The sequence below is a fragment of the Scytonema sp. UIC 10036 genome (assembly GCF_009725235.1).
In genome coordinates, this window is sequence record NZ_WJFC01000089.1 from 18,541 (window position 1) to 38,011 (window position 19,471).

Genomic DNA, 19,471 nt, shown 5'->3' on the forward strand with positions numbered 1-19,471 from the left:
GTCTGTTGACAAAATTATTAGACATTTATCAGCAAAAATTAACAATTAGTATTTCATCTTAAAAAAAATCTTGTTTATGATACAAGCCATTGATAATAAAACTTTACAAAATCAAATGTGGCAACGCGAGCGACGAGCGATCGCACTGTTATCTTCTTTGAACTATCGAACTGGGAAGCTAAACAGCTATCTACATAATGTTGCTTGTGGAGTCAGTGAGTTACTGAATGTAGATTGGTCAGTAGTAACATTGTGTCAAGAAGGATTTGAAAGGGTTCTAGCCAGTAGCATTGATATGGGCAAGGGCGAACACGTTTATTCACTGCATGGTTTATTAACAAATACTGTTGTAAAAACTGGTCGCTCTTTAGTAGTGGAAGATGCAAACGAACACCCAGAGTATGGCAAAGCTCCAGAAGGTTATTGCGCTTATTTAGGTATCCCATTGCGGACTGCCGAAGGCGAAGTAATTGGTACGATCTGCTCTTTTCACCAGCAACCACGAGAGTTTAGCCAGGAAGAAATTCAGTTAGGTGAACTATTTGCTGAACGTGCCGCTACAGCAATCGATAATTATCATTTGTACAAGCAACAATGTCAATTTAATTATATTCTAGAGGCTGAGGTACAAAAACGCACATTAGAATTACGGGCAGTACAAGCCAAGCTTGTAGAACAGGAACGACTAGCAGCCATTGGTGAATTTGCGGCAATGATTGTGCATGAAATTCGTAACCCATTGACTACAATAATTATGGGATTGAAGTATTTCCAAAAAACTGTTTTAACTGAAGCCGCACAAGAGCGATTATCATTAGCGAGCGGCGAAGCCAATCGATTAGAAAATCTGCTGAGTGAAATTTTGTTTTATGCCAAACCCCAGGTGTTGCAACTGTGTGAATTGGATGTAGATCAATTCATTTGTGAGTTGCTAAATTACATGAGCGAGATGCCAGAAGCCGTTTCACGAAAAATTGAATTTATGCCTGTGTCAGTTCCTGTCAAAATTTTGGGAGACAAAGATAAACTCAAACAAGTTTTTATTAATATTGTCCGTAATGCCTGTGAAGCAGTTTCCCCAGGAGATCCCATTAAATGGGAAGTAGACATTTCAAATCCAGAGCAAGTTTGCATCAATGTTTGCAATGGTGGTCAACCAATTCCCCCAGAAGTTTTATCAAAACTAACTCAGCCATTCTTCTCTACAAAATCTAGTGGTACTGGGCTAGGGCTGGCTATCACTAAACGCATCGTTAATGCTCATGGTGGAGAATTATTTATTCACTCTGATACAACAGGTACTACAGTAAGTGTGCAATTACCTATAACTCATCTTCAAAGCTTTTAGAATTTTCATGAAAAAATTTCATATTTTACCTATAAAGCAAATTAGTATTCCGACAAAAGTTGCAATTTCCTCTGGGTATACTGTCGCATAAACCCAAGCGTTGCTTAAAACTATTGTTACTGATTCGCAAATGTTACTGCTTTCGGTTGAAGCTGGTTTCATATTGCTATGGCACTTTTGAAATAAATCACAATTTCAACTAGACCTTATACTTTGATTTGATTTTGTGGAATGACCACAGTAAACTGAGTTCCCACTCCCACCTCACTCTCAACAAAAATTTCTCCCTGGTGCAAATCCAGACACTTTTTCACCAAAGCTAATCCCAATCCCGTACCAAGAATTCCCTTCACATTATTGCCTCGCTTGAAAGGCTCGTACAATTCTTGTTGAATTTCTTTTGGAATACCAATACCAAAATCCCTTACTTGAAATGTCACAGCTTTTGGTTCGCATTTCAAAGTGAAATAAACATCTTTACTTTTGGGGGAATACTTAATAGCGTTGGAAAGTAGATTACTCAGAATAGAGTACAGCAACTTTTCATCAACTTTAGCGTGAGTGCAACTTCCTTGTTTGTCAAATTTAATAAAAGATTGAGAAGGACTCATAATTTGCATATCCTCAATTAAATTCAGACAAAAAGTTTGCATTTCCACGAGTTCGGGTTTGTACTCGACCTTTCCCGCTTCTGCTCTTGCTAAAGTTAGAATATCTGAGAGCAGTTGAGTCATTAATTTAGCTGAAGATTGAATGCGATAAAGATTTTTGAGTTTTTGCTTTTCAACGATTAACTGAAGGCTTTCTTCCAAAAGTTGCGCCGAACCTAAAATAACGCTTAACGGAGTACGAAATTCATGAGAAGCCATGGAGAAAAACTGAAGCTTCAGCTCGCCTAGTTCTTTTTCTTGAGCCAGCTTGTTTTTAAGATTTTCTGCTTGCTGGCGCTTCTTCATTTGGCGATAGAGTTGACTATAGACCCCAAATAGGATGGCAAAAGTGAAAAAAGTTCCTAAGATTTCAATCAGCATTCTGGATTGAATGGTGGACTGGAATTCTTGCACCCACACTTCTAGTGCTTGTTTTTCCTCAAACTGCATTTGGTCAATAATTTGCTGAATTTCAGTTAAATTGCGTTTGCTAAGAGCGGCAAGATTGGTCTGGTTTGGTGTAAAATAATTGCCTTCTTGGTATCGTTCAATAGACTTTCGAGCGAGAACGCTTCTTTGTTCCAAAAGGGCTTCTAGCTTTGCTAACTGTTCGTACTCCTTGGAGTTTTTTCCTAACAATGTCTGCAATTTATTAAGTTGTAGTTCGATTGTTTGAGTAGCCTGATAGTAACGCTTTAACTCTGATTTATCTCCCAACAAAATATAACCGCGTCGCCCTGAGTCAGCATCATTTAAGGTGGCAGTAATCCCAATGAGAGTTTCCAAAACTTCATGGCTTTGTTTAACTTTATCTGTGCTTTTCTCTAAACTTGTTGCATTTTGGTAAGAAACACCACTTATGACAGCCATAACTGCCATTGCGAGACCAAACCCACCTGCAATCCACTTTCCCTCAAAAGACCACTTCATAATGTTATATGCCTGCTAAAATTTAAAATCCGAAATCCAAAATCTTAAATTCTAAATAATGCGTATTTTGGTAGTTGAAGATGATGTCCAAATTGCCGATATGCTGGCGGAGGCTCTAACCAACCGCCAGTATGTGGTGGACGTGGTACAGGATGGCGAAACAGCATTGAACTATGTTCAAACCCTGAATTATGACTTAATTCTGCTAGATATAACTTTACCGAAACTAGATGGGATTGGGTTCTGTCAACAACTGCGTGATGGTGCTAAAGCAATTGTCGCAGATGGTGGGCTTAACTGTTCCATTCCCATTCTCATGCTTACCGCTCGCGATACCGTAGCAGATAAAATTGCAGGGCTAGATGCTGGGGCGGATGACTACATGGTTAAGCCCTTCGATCTGGGAGAACTAATGGCTCGCGTGCGAGCGCTTTTGCGGCGAGGAAGTTCTAGAGTCGGAGCAAAACTTTTTTGGGGGAACTTGTGTATCAGTCCCAGTACCTACGAAGTCACTTATGAAGACCAGTTTGTGAATTTGACTCCAAAGGAGTATGCGATTTTGGAGCTACTGGTTTCTAGCGGTCGTCGAGTGTTAAGTAGACCGGGAATCATTGAACGAGTCTGGTCGCTAGAAGATCCGCCAAGTGAGGAAACGGTCAAGTCCCACATCAAAAGCTTGCGGCAAAAACTCAGGGAAGTTGGTGCGCCCGACGACTTTATTGAGACAGTTCACGGGCTGGGTTACCGTCTCAAGCAGCTTTGACTCTACCCGATTTTTACCCGATTTCTCCCTAAATTTTCAACTTTTTTTGAATAACCTAACAACAGAGAATTAACTCCTCTAACATCACACTTGATTCTTGTGTTAATGCAAGAATCATTTTTTATTTTGGTCATTGGTCACTGTTAAAGAGGTGAGTATGGCAATATCTCTAGACAAATCAGTTACAAATACTTATAAATCTTCTCGCACTCAATGGCATCACGTTCATTTTAGAGAAGTTGCTTTTTTCCTTGATACAAACCTAGAAACGGGGTTGACATCTACTGAAGTTGAACGCCGACAAACTGAGGTTGGGCTGAATGAGCTAACCAACAGGCAAGGTAAAAGCATTTGGTTGGGGTTTGTACTGCAATTTCATCAGCCTGTTTTGTATATTTTACTAATAGTAGGAGCTATCGAAGCTATACTTGGTTCCCGAACATATGCGATCGCAATTTGGAGTATGGCAGTTCTCAATGCTGTCATTTTTTATCTACAGAAGTCGAGTGCAGAAAAGTCAATTGCTGCTGTTGTAGAAGCGGTAACAAAAAAAGCAAATGTAATACGCGATGGAAAAAGATTTCGCATCCCCGCTCGGCAATTGATACCGGGGGACTTAGTACTCTTGAAGGCTGGCGATCGCGTTCCGGCTGATTTGCGGCTTGTAAGTACGGGCAACTTACAAATAAATGAGTTTTCTCTAACTGGTGAATTAGATTTTGTCAAAAAAAGTAATATTTCTCTCAGCGAAAATACTCCTTTAGCTGGGTGTTGTAACATGGCTTATGCAGGAACCTTTGTCATTTCCGGACAAGGAAGGGGGATTGTTGTCGCCACAGGAAACAAAACAGAATTGGGGAAAGTACCTCATTCCATGAAGCAACAAACTAGCTTGAGTACACCTTTGATCTGGAAGTTTGAATGCTTTAGTCAAATTTTGCTTTATGTTGTGTTGCTACTAGCAAGCTTAACCTTTGTCTTGGGTTTAGGACAAGGACTCTCTGGGAGTGAGATGTTTGAAGTGGGAGTAGCACTGGTAGTGAGTGCCATTCCTCAAGGATTGCCTGCGGTACTAACCATCACTCTAGCGATTGGGGTGGCGCGAATGGCGCGTCGTAATGTCCTTATCCACAAACCACCTGCTGTGGAAACACTGAGTAGTACTACCGTCATCTGTTCTGACACGGGAACACTAACAGAAAACCAGATGACTGTGCAACTTATTTGGGCTGGTGAGCAAAGGTACGCAGTAGATGGTTTGGGCTACAGTCCAAATGGGACAATCTGGGAAGTTGGCAATCGTCAACCCGTTCATTTTGGCGGGCGATTTTTGAATTTTGGCTTGGGAAAAACAAGTGAGTCAGGGGATGCTAACTCCAAACGGCAAAATCCTAAAATAAACATTGCCTTGCGCGAATGCTTGATTGCGGGTTTGCTGTGCAATAACTCCCACCTAGAACCCCGACAAAATCAATGGGTTGTAGTCGGTGATAACACTGAAGGAGCATTAATTATTGTTGCCCGTAAAGCTGGTTTAAGTCAGTCTAGCCTCACAGAAGTCATGCCCAAGCTGGATGTGATTCCTTTTGAATCCGACTTCCAATATATGGCAACCTTACATGGAACAAAAATCAATGACAAGCGTAAAAACATATCATCCTTGATTTCCGATTCTTCGGAAAAAAGGATTTATGTAAAAGGTTCGGTGGAAGCCATTCTCAACGGCTGTCGGCATATGTTGGATTCTGACGGAAATCTCGTTCCTCTCAACCGCTCATTTGTAGAACTTGAAGTCGAGACGATCGCAAAACAGGGGTTGCAGGTGCTGGCATTTGCTAAGAAGTTGATGGGAGGTCACTATAACTCCTTGGCTCGCGAACATTTGGAATCAGATCTGATTTTTATAGGACTGCAAGGCATATTTAACCCACTCCGAAAAGAAGTGTTTGCAACCATTCAATCGTGCCATTCTGCGGGAATCCAGGTAAAGATGATTACCAAAGACCATATCGTTACGGCGGTAGCAATTGCCAAAAAGCTGGGGCTGCAAAACAAAAATCAATTGCTAGCCTTTGAGGGACAACAGCTAGCACGTATGAATGCAAGGCAACTCGCACAAGCAGCACAAGCAGGAGTAGTCTTTGCCAGGGTAACTCCCCTTCAAAAGCTACGTCTTGTAAAAGCGTTGCAGTCTGAGGGTGAGATTGTAGCAATAACTGGGAATAAGGTGAATGATGTTGCATCTTTAAAACAGGCGAACATTGGCATTGCAATGGGTGATGCGGGAACGGATATTGCCAAAGAAACTGCCGATATGCTCCTAATGGATGACAACTTTGCCTCTATGGAAGCCGCAGTTCAAGAAGGACGAAGAATTGACCGGAATCTACGTTATGCGATCGCTTTTATCCTACCTGTTCATGGTGGTGAGTGTATAGCGGTTTTACTCAGCATCCTCGTGTCGCGAGAATTGCCTCTCTTACCGCTACAAATCCTGTGGCTGAACCTGGTTAACTCAACCGCTATGGCTATCCCCTTGGCGTTTGAACCTAACCCCAATCAGATGATGTCTCTAGATGCACGCCATCGTAACGAACCCTTGCAATCCCAACAGATGTTCTGGCAGATTTTGATGGTGTCTGTGTTCAACGGGATATTGATTTTTGGAATGTACGAATGGATACGCCAGACGACAGGAGAAGTTGCGTTGGCGCGGACAATAGCAATTCAAACACTTATGGCTAGTAAAATTATACACTTATTGAGTATCAGCAACTTAGGGAGTACCATTGCTGCCAAACTCAAAGGGGGTCAGGCAATATCAATTCAAAATTCTCCTGCGATCGTTATCGGCATTTTCTGCACTGTTGTTTTGCAAATCCTCTTTAGCCAATGGAGTGTTATGAATGCTTTGTTCGATACCGTGCTACTCAATGTAAACCACTAGGGTGTGTTTTCAAACTCGCTATATGGTAAACTACCAACACTTCCCTTGCGGTTATGTGTAGGCTTTCAGAAGCCCTGGAATCACTAACTACGGGTATCTGGCAGCTGATAAATTCCGAGCCACAGGGGCGGTTTACATTCTCCCCTAGGAGTGCGATGACTCGCGCCCCATTCGCATCAGCATCACCTTTCCAGTCACAGTGTTTGCAATGAAAGTTTTTACCACTGCGGTAAGACTTTCCTTTTTCAGGATGGATGTGCAAACAGTTGTGACAAGTTTGTGACGTATATCTAGGGTCAACCAAAATTACTGAAACGCCATATATCTTCGCTTTGTAGCAGATGAATTGTTTCAACTGGTAAAAAGACCAAGAGTTGCTTAAAAAACGCTGTTCTCGCTTGTTGGGTTTTTCATTTAACCGCTCTCTGATTCCTTCCAAATCTTCAAGCACAACATGGCGATTAGTGCGTTTAGCATTTAGCAATACAGCGTTGGAGATATTATGATTTAACCACTTTTGGTATCTTCTTTCTTTGCCAGCTAACCGTCTCTGAAGTTCCCGACATCTACGTCTAGAACTCCGCGTGCCTTTACTGGCTTTCTGCTGCAACTCTGCTCGAATCTTGGAATACTTAGCTCGAACAGTTTCGATTTGCTTACCCGACCAAGATTCATCATCGCTGGTATAAGCAATATCTCGCCTTCCCAAATCAACGCCTAAATATTGGTCAGACTTAGCAGGCTGTAATACAGAGTGCTCAACCTGAATATGCAAACAATATGTCTTACCAGTTCTTACCAAAACAGCACTAGTAATCTCCTTATTCTCCCTATCAGACAACAAATAATTTGTATATTTGTTAATCGCGAGAGGAATACCTTTTACCCGTTTACCCAGCAAGGTAAGACTGACAGTATTGTCATGCCAGTTAAAGGACATTGTTCTAACATCAAACGGTACGCTTCCAGGCTTGTATTCCTTTACTCGGTTAACTTTACGATTTCCCGCAACACGAATACAAGCTTGGATGACATGATTTGCTTGCATTCCTGATTTTTCTTTAGCGTCCTTGTAAATAAGTTTCTGTATCCGCGTCGCACTTTTGTATTTTGGGTTAACACTTGCATTTACGTAATTACAGGTGGCCGCAAACATTAACATTAAGTTGTCAATGTCAGTGGCACTAACCGCGTCAACCTCTAATTTACAAATTGCTGTCAAAGTTTGTATTTCCAAAATTATTATCACATCCTATAATTAGCTTAACCGATGGAGCTAACTATGTCAAGTCAAAGGTCTGGAAAAAAAGCAATGAGAAACGAGCCTCTATTCTATGAGGAGCGTAAAAAGATACATGGAGTTTGGTTAACCCCTACTGCATGGGATTACATTAAAGCGGTAGGTGACAAAGAAGGTATAAGCGCAAGCGAGGTCGTAGAGCGCTGGGCTAGAGAACATATTGGCAAAGACTCGGACACCCCTCTCCCGCGTTAACCGGAACGGTTAACATGGGTCGGGGATGTACCTCGTCTTTGCCCCGTCATTCCTGAGGCAGCGCGCCCCTGCGGGTTCCCCGACTTGAAGCGCCTGCCGTCCCGCCACTGATTTGGAGTACCAAATGAGCGTGGGGGACTCCTGACGGGTTAGTTGACGATTCTTGCTGGTTGTTTATCTCATCATCATAATGAGACTTCAGAAGCCTCTTGTCAATAGAGTTTGAGATGAGCTTACCCTGGGACACAGAGAAGTTTTTATTATGGGCAATTATACGAACTTGATATGAGAGAATTCGCAGCTAAAATCTCCATATTTGTTTAGTTCCCTGCTTTGCAAATACCATTTTATTAAAAAAGAATATCAATAAAGCAATCAAAAAAAGAAAAAATTACTTGGCTAATTTCCATTTAAAATGTCTAAAACTCTTGCTGAAAAACCTGCGATCGGCAAACATTTTAGTGGCATTGAAATTGAAAACAAATCTATTGACAAGGTATCATAATGGACAAATCTACGAACAGAATCCTTATTCAAAATATTTCCGATCCTGAAATTTTGGAAATCTCTGACCAAGAGTCACAACAAGTCTGTGGTGGTTTACTGGGAACCCTTTTAGGATTAACTCCCCCTTCTCCTACCCAACCAATAGTGATAATTGACGGAGAAGTTCAACAACCTGAACCACTTGAGCCAGCCGAAGTCCCACCTCCCACAGGACTTTTAGGCTTGTTAAGCAGTCTAGGATTGGGATTAATCTAAGATGTTGCGTTTGAGTGTATCATCTGCACAACGCCAACAGAAAAAAGATTGCTAGGAACGTTTTCATGATTACAATAGTGTTGAGATCAACACTCAACACTACTATTTTTAATTATTTTGAACTTTAGATAAAGCAACGAGTTCGCTATACCTAGTTCCACATCATTTAGGAAGCAAAAAAAGAAGTAATTACTTCTCCTCCTTGAAAATAACTTTCATTTTGTCGATATTGTAATCAATTAGAAGAAAACCAATCATCTAGCTTTGCCAGTAATTTTAAAGAAATTCTGCTGACAAGATACATTCACAAAAATTGGGCTTGAGTTCAAGTCCCTGGCATAGCACGCAAATGTTCTGGCATATGGTAGCGATCGCCTAACACTTCTAGTAAAGGACCATGAGTATCAAACTTAACTACACTTACAGAAGCAGCAAGTGCATTGATGCGATCGCGATACCGTCCCAAATCGATGCCCAACAAACTACAGAGAATAATTCGGATTGTTGCTTTGTGCGACACAACCAAAACATTGCCCGTCGGATACTTTTCTTCAATTTCTGAAATCACCAAAGAAGCGCGACTGGCAATTTGGACAGATGTTTCCCCACCAGTTGGGGGATTCCAAGCAGGTTCTGTTAACCAACGGACGTAGTCATCTGCAAAATGTTCTTTGACATAGTCCGCAGTTTTACCTTCCCACTCGCCATAGTTAATTTCTCTCAACCCATCCCGCAGTTGCATTTCCATGCCAATAGCATCGCACAATGGCTTAGCTGTGGCGATGGTACGTTTCATGGGACTGACATACACGGCATTCCAAGGTATGTTGCAGTATACCTCGGCAAAGGACTTAGCCATTAAAGTCCCTTCTGGGGTTAACTCCGGATCTGTTACACCACAATAACCACCTGTTCGGCTATAAACTGTTTCTCCATGTCGCAGTAGATATAGTTTTAAACTCATAGATTTCTCCGTTAAAAATAAAGATGAAGGAATTATATTCGGCTAACAACTGACAAATTAATTGGTTTGTAGTTGCGCTATGGCTGACGCCACGCTTTGCGAACAGCCCATACATCGCAACTACAAACTTGGCAGGTGTCAATTCTCTTTTAGACTGGGTTTTGGTTGTACGTAATCTTGTATTTCCACATGAACTGGTTTGGCATTCCAGATGTCCTGACAGTACTCTCGAATAGCACGGTCAGAAGAAAACTTGCCCATCCGCGCTACATTCAAAATGGACATCCGCGTCCAGTTATCCCGATCGCGGTAAGCCTGACTGACTTGTTCTTGAGCATCCACATAGGACTGGTAATCTGCAAACAGCAGATACGGGTCATGATACAACAAGGAGTCTACAAAAGGTCGAAATAAATTTGTGTCTCCATGAGAGAAAAATCCGGAGCTAATGAGATCGATGACAGCTTTGAGTTGAGGATTGCCGTTGTAATAATCCCAAGGATTGTAACCTCTGGATTTTAATGCATATACTTCTTCCGTTGTCAAGCCAAATAAGAAGAAGTTTTCCGCTCCTACCTCCTCACGGATTTCGATATTTGCACCGTCCAAGGTCCCAATAGTCAGCGCCCCATTCATGGAGAATTTCATGTTACCAGTTCCAGAAGCTTCTTTGCCTGCAGTGGAAATTTGCTCCGACAAGTCCGCAGCTGGATAAACCCTCTGCCCAAATCTGACGTTGTAATCTGGAAGGAAAACTACCTTGAGACGATCTCTGACATCGGGATCGTGATTGACGACATCAGCAACAGAGTTGATTAGTTTTATAATCAACTTTGCCATAAAGTACCCAGGAGCCGCTTTACCGCCAAATATAAATGTACGGGGTGTAATGTCAATGTTGGGATCTTGCTTGAGTCGGTTGTAAAGTGTGATAATATGCAACACATTGAGATGCTGACGTTTGTACTCGTGAATTCGCTTCACCTGGATATCAAAAAGCGATTCGGGATGAATTTCAACCCCCTGGTTTTTCTGAATGTACTGTGCCAAATCGCCCTTGATGCCTTGCTTGATTTGCTGCCATTCTTGTCGGAATTCCCCATTGTCAACGAAAGCCTCTAGTTGCTTAAGTTCATCTAAATGTTTAATCCAATTTGTGCCGATTTTACGGGTAATAAGGTCAGCAAGTTTGGGATTGCTGACGACTATCCAACGACGGGGAGTGACACCATTGGTCTTGTTGCTAAATTTTTCTGGCCATAATTCATAAAAATCACGCAGCACATCCTGCTTCAATAACTCTGTATGCAAAGCAGCAACGCCATTAATTGCATGAGAACCAACACTGGCTATATGTGCCATACGAACATACTTTTCACCACGTTCATCAATCAGCGATAACCGGGCTAATCGGGCGTTATCACCGGGATATTTCAGGCGAACTTCATCAAGAAAGCGTTGATTAATTTCATAAATAATTTCGAGATGTCTGGGCAATAAGCTGCTAAATAAACCTAAAGACCACTTTTCCAAAGCTTCAGGCAACAAGGTATGGTTAGTGTAAGCAAAAGTGTTGTGAGTGATGTGCCAAGCTTGGTCCCAATCCATTTGATGCTCATCTACCAACAACCGCATTAATTCAGCAACACCGATGGACGGGTGAGTATCGTTCAATTGAGCAGCAAAGGATTCGTGGAAGTTATCTAAGCTCTCCTCTTTTTGCAAGTGCTGGCGGATCATGTCTTGCAGGGAACAAGAAACGAAAAAGTATTGTTGCTGCAAGCGCAGTTGCTTACCCTGAATGGCTTCATCGTTGGGATAAAGAACTTTGGTGATGTTTTCCGCCACCATTTTTTCATGAACTGCACCGTAATAGTCGCCGACATTAAACGCTTGAAATCCAAAGGATTCTGGTGCTTCAGCTTTCCACAGGCGTAATATATTAGTTGTGTTAACTTGATATCCTAGGATAGGAGTATCATAGGGAATACCTTTAATAATTAGATTGGGTATCCAACGCACTCGATAGCGATTTTGTTCATCATAGTAGGCTTGGGTGTAACCACCAAACTTCACCTCTACATTCTCCTCTGGACGAGGAATTTCCCAAGGATTACCGGGGCTTAACCATTTGTCAGTGATTTCAACTTGCCAACCATCCCGAATTTCCTGATCGAAGATCCCAAATTCGTAGCGAATTCCGTAGCCAATTGCTGGAATCTCTAAAGTCGAAAGAGAATCCATGTAGCAAGCAGCCAAACGACCCAATCCTCCATTTCCCAATCCTGGTTCTTCTTCTTGTTCGCGCAATGCTATAAAGTCTAAACCGTATTCTTCAACAGCTTGGCGGACTCGATCGTAAAGCCCTAAATTAACTAAGTTGTTACTGAGGTGTGGTCCTAAAAGAAATTCTGCTGACAGGTAACAAACAACTTTGACGTTTTTTTTCACATAGGTTTGGACGGTGTTCAGCCAACGATAGAGGAGGCGATCGCGCACTGTATAAGCTAAAGCCATGTAGTAATCATTGGTCGTAGCAATGCCAGGAAATTTACCTTGCAAGTAGAAAAGATTATCTGCAAGTGCTCGTTTGAGCGTTTCTATACTTAAGCCCGTGCGATCGTCTTCAACTTGCACGATGGTTTTTTCTACTGGCTTTTTTGTAGATGATTTCATCATTGCCTCACTATCGATTTACTATACTATGGTGTACGCACAAATCTGTAGTCGCTGATAAGTCGAAGCTTTAACGTCAAATTTACCCCAATACTACAAGGGCTGAGACATAAATTCCAAAACACGTAGGTTGGGTTGAGGAACGAAACCCAACATCCAGAGCTACAAGGGATGAGACATAAATTCCAAAACACGTAGGTTGGGTTGAGGAACGAAACCCAACATCTAGACGCACATAATTTTATTTTTGTCAACTGTTATTACTTGACCGACGCTCTAGAAGCATTTGTTGGGTTGAGCGCTTCGCTCAACCCAACAAAGCTAAAATTCTCAGCCCTTGCAGTATTGAAATTTACCCCACCCTAGCCCTCCCCTTAGAAAGGGGAGGGAACTAGAAATCCGATTTCCCCAAGGCTATCGGGGGGATTAAGGGGGGTAAACTTTCCAAGGAGGCTAATCAAGTTCGATTAGTATGGCCACTTCCAGTGGGTTATTTCGTCCTTATCGATACCATGCTCGTAAGCGTAGTTCCTGTTCTCAATGATCTCGTTCTTCATGCGCTCCCTAACATGACCACCTGCAGAACCAAGTTTGGGAACTCGGTCGATCGCATCAATCACTAAATTGAAGCGATCGATTTGGTTTTGGATTGCGAGTTCGAGTGGCGTGTTGATGTTGCCTTTTTCTTTGTAACCGCGCACGTGGAGATTGTGATGATTCGTGCGACGGTAAGCCAGTTTGTGAATCAACCATGGATAGCCGTGGAAGTTAAAAATGATTGGCTTGTCTTTGGTAAAAAGACTATCAAAATCCCAGTCTGAAAGACCATGAGGATGTTCGTGCTCTGGTTGCAACTTAAACAGATCGACAACGTTAATAAACCGAACTTTTAGCTCGGGGAAATGCTGTCGGAGAATTGCAGTTGCCGCTAGAGATTCCATTGTCGCCACATCTCCACAGCATGCCATGACAAGGTCTGGTTGGTCGGGTTCTGTACCGCAGTCATCATTGCTTGCCCAGTCCCATATACCAATACCTTTCGTACAGTGCTTAATGGCTTCATCTATGCTTAGATACTGGAGATGTTTTTGCTTGTCTGCAACAATCACGTTAACGTAGTTTGTGCTTCGCAAGCAATGGTCTGCGACAGATAGCAGACAGTTTACATCAGGTGGTAGATAAATACGAGTCACAGAGGCGTTCTTATTTGTGACCAGATCGATGAACCCTGGGTCTTGGTGAGAAAAACCGTTGTGGTCTTGTCGCCAAACAGTTGAGGAAAGCAAAATGTTCTCGGAAGCTACTGGCACCCGCCAAGGAACATGGTTCTTGCAGATATCCAACCATTTAGCGTGCTGGTTGAACATTGAGTCAATGACGTGAGAGAAAGCTTCGTAAGTATGGAAGAAACCGTGGCGACCTGTAAGAAGATAGCCTTCGAGCCAACCTAACAAGGTGTGCTCGCTCAGCATTTCCATCACCGTACCGTCAGTGGTCAGTTCCGTACCATCTTCATCTTCAGGAAGAATATCTGCCATCCACACCTTCTTGCTCGCTTCGTAAACAGCACTTAACCGATTAGAAGCCGTTTCATCCGGACCAAAGATGCGGAAATTATTTGGGTTCTGGCGGATGATGTCGCGCAGGAAGTAGCCCAGGGGCTTGGTGTTTTCGGCTTCAAGTTTCCCTGGTTCATTCACTTGAACAGCATAATCTCGGAAGTCAGGCAAACGTAAGTTCTTACGCAAGATACCACCGTTGGCAGAGGGATTAGCGCTCATGCGACGATTACCTGTAGGAGCCAACTCTTTGAGTTCGGGAATCAAGCGACCGTTTTCATCAAACAACTCTTCGGGTTGGTAGCTTTTCATCCACTGTTCTAGCAACTGTAGGTGCTGTGGGTTGGAGTGCATTTCACCCATAGGCACTTGGTGCGCCCGCCAAAAGCCTTCTACTTTATGACCATCGACTTCCGCAGGACCTGTCCAACCTTTTGGCGTGCGTAGGACAATCATTGGCCAACGGGGGCGTTTTGCTACGCCACTGCTACGAGCTTCTTGCTGGATGTTACGGATTTCCTGGATGCACTGTTCTAGGGTAGCAGCCATTTTTTGGTGCATCTGTTCTGGGTCATTTCCTTCTACAAAGTAAGGAGTATAACCATAACCTTTAAATAAGTCTTCTAGCTCTTCATGGCTAATACGAGCTAGAATTGTTGGATTGGCAATTTTGTAACCATTGAGATGCAAAATAGGTAGCACCGCGCCATCCCGGATAGGATTGACAAACTTATTGGAGTGCCAAGCAGTCGCTAGCGCTCCAGTTTCCGCTTCCCCGTCACCAACGACACAAGTTACAATTAAATCTGGATTATCGTAAGCGGCTCCGTAAGCGTGAGAAACGCTATAACCCAGTTCGCCACCTTCATGAATCGAGCCTGGTGTTTCGGGGGTACAATGACTACCAATTCCACCAGGGTAGGAGAACTGCTTGAAAAACTTGCACATCCCCTCCTCATCCTCGCTCTTATCTGGATAAATTTCCGAATAAGTTCCTTCTAAGTAAACAGGAGCGAGAATACCGGGAGCGCCGTGACCCGGACCTGTCACGTAAATCGCGTTCAGGTCATACTTTTTAATCAGCCGATTCATATGTATGTAGATGAAGCTCAGTCCAGGACTGGTACCCCAGTGTCCGAGAAGACGGTGCTTCACTTGCTCTGGCTTTAGGGGTTTTCTTAGCAGTGGATTGTCTCGCAGATAAATCATGCCAACTGCCAAATAGTTACACGCACGCCAGTAAGCGTCGATCTTTCTAAGTTCTTCTGGACTTAGCGGCTTGGTTTCGAGTGGGGTTGCTATTACCATAATTAAATATTCAACAAAAACTTATGGATTGATTTGTTTTCCCAGCAAATGTCTCTCTCAAATCTAAAGCTTGACGCAAAGTCTGTTTCTGATTAATTTCGGTCAGTTCTCATTGTAAGCTTTCATTCAATCCTTTTTGCAATGACAGATAAATCAGATAACAAGCAAAGATAAGCCAAATAAGTCATTCGGCACAACAAACACAAATTTGTGTTTGCTCATAAGCAAGGCTTATATTTAATTTCACTTACCTGCCTTTATTGGTTTTCCAATATGTTGTTGATATGTTTACAACGCACCTAAGTATAAAGCCTTTCTGATGTCCTGTAAACATGTTGACTAGACACTTAACCTTTATTAAAGAATTCACTCAACAAGATACTTTTGCGATCGCTGCCTTCATGACCTTATAACAATACGGTTCAGTTAAGGTTATGCAGTGTTGACGATTAGAAAAACAGGAGGATTAGTTCGTGTTCCAGTACCTCTATGTTTTACTTTTTTCGAGCGAAACTTTGATACAGGCTTTTTCACAACTCTTGGGTTGGTACGATGAACCCGTTCTGGTAACAATGTATCTAGTATCTCTACATTCAACCAACTAAAAAAAAGGGCTCATTGCTACGATCAAACAAACCACCAGTTGTGCTGGTAACGAGCGTAATCGCTTCTCTTCGACTTTGGTTTTAGCGATACGGCTTCAGCAGTTAGCGCTGACGCTATCGCTTGTTCGATTGCCTCTGCTGGGATGGCTATCTCTATTGCTTTGAACATCTCCGCACTTTGTATATTTGGAGACATCACGGAGAATTCTTTGAGATGCACCACACTTTATTTCCATAGTTGGGAATAATCTTAATTTACACGACTTTGAGCCTTAACTGAACCGTATTGCCTTATAAACAATCTTTATGGTTGGAATCAGGGACAAAAAATGGTTCTGACATAGGTAAAGACTAACCCACTGTACAAACAAAAAGTTCTTTTTTTATTAACCAAACCTTAATCTTTTCAAGGTTTGGTTCAAAAAAAGTTACAAAATTCTCACGAGTTTCTCACATTTTATATGTATGATTAGTCTGAAATTTCTAGTCATGAATTTTTTGAAAAAACGTAAGTTTTAACGTTTAATTTTGATAATAAATATCTGCAAAAACACGGTAAAAAATTAAATCATGCTAATTTGTAAATAACAGCTTAGCTCAAACAATTTATGTGTAAAACAGCAATAAAAACTAGCCCAAGTTACTATAAAATGAGTAGGGGGGTAAGACCGATCGCTGCTAAACACCGGGAGCGTACCAAGTCAATGATGTCATGACTTCAAACTTGATTGTGCTCCATGAATCTTTTGTTTGTATGTGACAGTTGGAGGTATAAAATGTGGATTAATCTGATATGTAATATTTTCAAATTTTTATAACAAACTTAAACTTTACTGGACAAATGACAAATAGTAATATGTCTACCAAACGAAAACGCGGAGTCGTTTTGACTGATGCAGGATTAAAGAAACTACAGAGAGCAATTTTAGAAGAAGAGAGAAGAGAAAGGGGAGGAAAGCGTTTTACCCAAGCAGAACTAGGAGAACGCATGGGGGTGTCTACCTCTACCCTAAGTCGTTTATGGTCTTTAAGTTCGAGGACAGATCCGCGCACCTTGCGAATATGCTTCAGTGCTTTTGATTTATCTCTTTGTGAAGAGGACTACACCCTCTTTGATTCAAATCATATCAATTGTTTGGATGAAAGTTGGGAAGAAGATGCAGATGTGCTCAATAGAGCATTCTCCAAGAATGTAGGTGATGTAGATTTCTTGCCAGAAAGTGAATTAATTGTAGAACCTCAGACATTGGCAGTGAATACGGCACGGTCTCAACTTATTTCTAGGTTTGCCACCATGGGGGAAGTTTCTAGTGAAATTGCTCTTATGGATCGCTCCCCCAACTATGACAATCGGTCAAAATTGACTAAGTGTCTAAAATATCCTAGCGGTCCTTTACCCTTAGATTCCAAATTGTATATCCCTCGTCTCCCACTTGAAGAACTAGCATATCAAGAAATCATACAACCGGGATGTGTTATTCGTATTCAGGGTGGTAGAGAAATGGGCAAAACTTCTCTGATGTTGCGGATTATAGATCGTGCTAGAGTATTAGGTTTTAAAACTGTAAAACTAAATATTAATCAAGTTGATATTAATATTCTGCAAAAACCTCAATTATTCATGCAATGGTTAGCTGCAAGTATTTCTCGTCAACTAGGTACAGAATTTGATGCCAAGCAACATTGGGATGAGGAAATTGGCAGTAACCTCAGCTGTACTCTTTACCTGAAAGAATATTTGCTTGCAAATTTAGAAACTCCTTTAGTGTTAGTTTTACAGGAAGTTCAGCGGATTTTTGAATATCCTAATTTAGCTAAGGAATTGCTACCTCTTTTACGTTCGTGGCACGAAGAAGCGCAACAAGACCAAGTATGGCAAAAACTACGTTTTTTGATTGTATATTCTACAGAAAGTTATTTCCATTTTGACGTTAATCAATCTCCTTTTAATATCGGATTACCGTTAAAATTGTCAGATTTTACTTATGAGCAAATCATTGAGTTAGCAAAGCGGTATGGAATTGATTGGAGAGACAAAGATCGAGTTCAGGAATTGATAAAGCTGATAGGGGGTCATCCAGCACTGATTAATCTTACTCTTTATTACATTTGTTGCCAACAATTCAAATTAGAGAATGTTTTACAAACAGCAAGCATACAAAAAAATATTTATCTTCAACATTTGCAACGTTTATTACATAAACTACAACAAAATTCCCAATTATTAGATGTTTTCAAAACGATGATAATGGCTAAGCATGATAGTCATATAGATTTATCAACTACTTACAAATTAGAAAGTATGGGTCTCATTCGATTGCAAAAACAAGAATGGGTAATTAGTTGTGAACTGTATCGAGAATTCTTTAGAGAATATCTAATGTTGTAAGTAGAATATGTTACAGTGTTATAATTGTCACCTGGCTTCATAGCTTTTCATCCTGCTACGGATACTCGTGGTCTACTACTGGCATCTGCTGGTCTTGATAATGTGGTGATTCTCTGGCAACTCGATCGGGTGTTGGATATTAACCAGATACTGCGCTCTGGTTGTATCTGGATACGAGATTATTTGCAGACATATCCAGACCAGAGCGATCGCTGTTTATGTGGTGGCAGTGTGAATGACATTCACTAGAAGTCCCTTAGACGAAACCCAATAGCGTAGTAGGCTTAAAACCCAGTAACTGATAGCGCATTATTACAACAATTCCACTGCTATAAGTTAATCAACAGCCATCGATCGCGCTCATGAGCTACTGCTACTGCTGGGTTGGGGCAGTTTGGGGATGAGCCAGGACAGAAATTGATCCTGCGATCGCGTTTGCACCAAAAACTTGCCTGGTCCTGTGAGATCTGCCACAAGTCCCTCACCACTGAACAGGAAGGTTTTGATCCCACCGATGGAACGAATTTTGAATGACATCGACTCTGGGAGCGCTACGAGATGTCCCGTATCTAGCGTGTAAGACTGTCCCGCTTCCAGGGTAATCTCGTGAATTGCGCCATAGGAGGATACTACCATCTGCCCCTGCCCCTGTGCCCGCAACATAAACAGCCCACCCCCAGCACCAAAGAATGACTTGGAACCACCCCACTTGGAATCCACTTCAACGCTCATATCCGAAGCAACGTAAGCACCCGATTGCACCAGCATAGGTTCAGTAACGTCTAACGTAGTTAAGTCACCGGGAAGGGAAGGCGCGACCAACACCTCGCCGCCTTGACTGGGCGCTGTATAGATATTTTGGAAAAAGCTTTCGCCTCCCAGAAATGCCCGTCCCAAGGATTTGAAAAAGCCCCCTGTCGCTGTCGTTTCCAAGGTCACTCCACTGGACATTCCGACCATCGAAGCCGCTTCTACACGGACTTTTTCGCCCCCTACCAGTCGCACTCGCCCCAGAGTATAAGCGTGCTGGTACATCAATTCAACTTGCATTTACGTTTCTCCTTTCTACTGAATG

General features: G+C 42.0%; 14 protein-coding genes. 7 read left to right on the forward strand and 7 right to left on the reverse strand.

The annotated features are described in order from the left end of the window. Positions 1-76 precede the first annotated feature (76 nt). Positions 77-1,348 carry a GAF domain-containing sensor histidine kinase gene (locus tag F7734_RS33065; protein WP_155748782.1) on the forward strand — a complete coding sequence of 424 codons (1,272 nt, stop codon included), beginning with the start codon at positions 77-79 and terminating at the stop codon, positions 1,346-1,348. A 206-nt stretch (positions 1,349-1,554) separates the two neighbouring features. On the opposite strand, the gene F7734_RS33070 is transcribed toward F7734_RS33065, so the two are convergent. Next, entirely contained in the window at positions 1,555-2,928 is a 1,374-nt protein-coding gene (locus tag F7734_RS33070) for an ATP-binding protein (protein WP_155748783.1), read from the reverse strand. A 58-nt stretch (positions 2,929-2,986) separates the two neighbouring features. On the opposite strand from F7734_RS33070, the gene F7734_RS33075 reads away from it, so the two are divergent. After that, positions 2,987-3,691 carry a response regulator transcription factor gene (locus F7734_RS33075; protein WP_155748784.1) on the forward strand — a complete coding sequence of 235 codons (705 nt, stop codon included), beginning with the start codon at positions 2,987-2,989 and terminating at the stop codon, positions 3,689-3,691. 157 nt (positions 3,692-3,848) lie between these two features. Further along, positions 3,849-6,638, forward strand: coding sequence for an HAD-IC family P-type ATPase (locus F7734_RS33080; RefSeq protein WP_155748785.1), 2,790 nt, complete (start codon positions 3,849-3,851; stop codon positions 6,636-6,638). On the opposite strand, the gene F7734_RS33085 is transcribed toward F7734_RS33080, so the two are convergent. Then, positions 6,622-7,686: an RNA-guided endonuclease TnpB family protein gene (locus F7734_RS33085; protein WP_207714276.1), complete on the reverse strand. Its 1,065-nt coding sequence runs from the start codon at positions 7,684-7,686 to the stop codon at positions 6,622-6,624. The two genes, F7734_RS33080 and F7734_RS33085, sit on opposite strands and share 17 nt — an antisense overlap. A 234-nt stretch (positions 7,687-7,920) precedes the next feature. Here F7734_RS33085 and F7734_RS33090 point away from each other — a divergent pair, with 234 nt between their 5' ends. Both F7734_RS33090 and F7734_RS33095 read left to right on the forward strand, forming a co-directional pair. After that, a complete protein-coding gene (locus F7734_RS33090) occupies positions 7,921-8,133 on the forward strand; it encodes a hypothetical protein (protein WP_243147215.1) in 213 nt (70 codons plus the stop codon). 504 nt (positions 8,134-8,637) lie between these two features. After that, entirely contained in the window at positions 8,638-8,895 is a 258-nt protein-coding gene (locus F7734_RS33095) for a hypothetical protein (protein ID WP_155748788.1), read from the forward strand. Between the two features lie 325 nt (positions 8,896-9,220). On the opposite strand, the gene F7734_RS33100 is transcribed toward F7734_RS33095, so the two are convergent. From F7734_RS33100 to F7734_RS64090, 4 genes are all read right to left on the reverse strand, one after another. Then, positions 9,221-9,859: a histidine phosphatase family protein gene (locus tag F7734_RS33100; protein ID WP_155748789.1), complete on the reverse strand. Its 639-nt coding sequence runs from the start codon at positions 9,857-9,859 to the stop codon at positions 9,221-9,223. A gap of 138 nt (positions 9,860-9,997) precedes the next feature. After that, entirely contained in the window at positions 9,998-12,538 is a 2,541-nt protein-coding gene (locus tag F7734_RS33105) for a glycogen/starch/alpha-glucan phosphorylase (protein ID WP_243147216.1), read from the reverse strand. Between the two features lie 464 nt (positions 12,539-13,002). Then, positions 13,003-15,402: a phosphoketolase family protein gene (locus F7734_RS33110; RefSeq protein WP_155748790.1), complete on the reverse strand. Its 2,400-nt coding sequence runs from the start codon at positions 15,400-15,402 to the stop codon at positions 13,003-13,005. Positions 15,403-16,029: 627 nt separating this feature from the next. Beyond that, positions 16,030-16,203, reverse strand: coding sequence for a hypothetical protein (locus tag F7734_RS64090; RefSeq protein WP_243147217.1), 174 nt, complete (start codon positions 16,201-16,203; stop codon positions 16,030-16,032). Between the two features lie 645 nt (positions 16,204-16,848). Here F7734_RS64090 and F7734_RS33120 point away from each other — a divergent pair. Together F7734_RS33120 and F7734_RS33125 are read left to right on the forward strand one after the other, a co-directional pair. Continuing rightward, a complete protein-coding gene (locus tag F7734_RS33120; RefSeq protein ID WP_155748791.1) occupies positions 16,849-18,396 on the forward strand; it encodes an AAA-like domain-containing protein in 1,548 nt (515 codons plus the stop codon). Positions 18,397-18,420: 24 nt separating this feature from the next. After that, positions 18,421-18,645 (forward strand): hypothetical protein, encoded by a 225-nt coding sequence (locus F7734_RS33125; RefSeq protein ID WP_155748792.1) that lies wholly within the window; start codon positions 18,421-18,423, stop codon positions 18,643-18,645. A 111-nt stretch (positions 18,646-18,756) separates the two neighbouring features. On the opposite strand, the gene F7734_RS33130 is transcribed toward F7734_RS33125, so the two are convergent. After that, complete coding sequence (locus F7734_RS33130) at positions 18,757-19,446, reverse strand: TIGR00266 family protein (RefSeq protein ID WP_155748793.1); 690 nt, start codon at positions 19,444-19,446, stop codon at positions 18,757-18,759. Positions 19,447-19,471 lie beyond the last annotated feature (25 nt).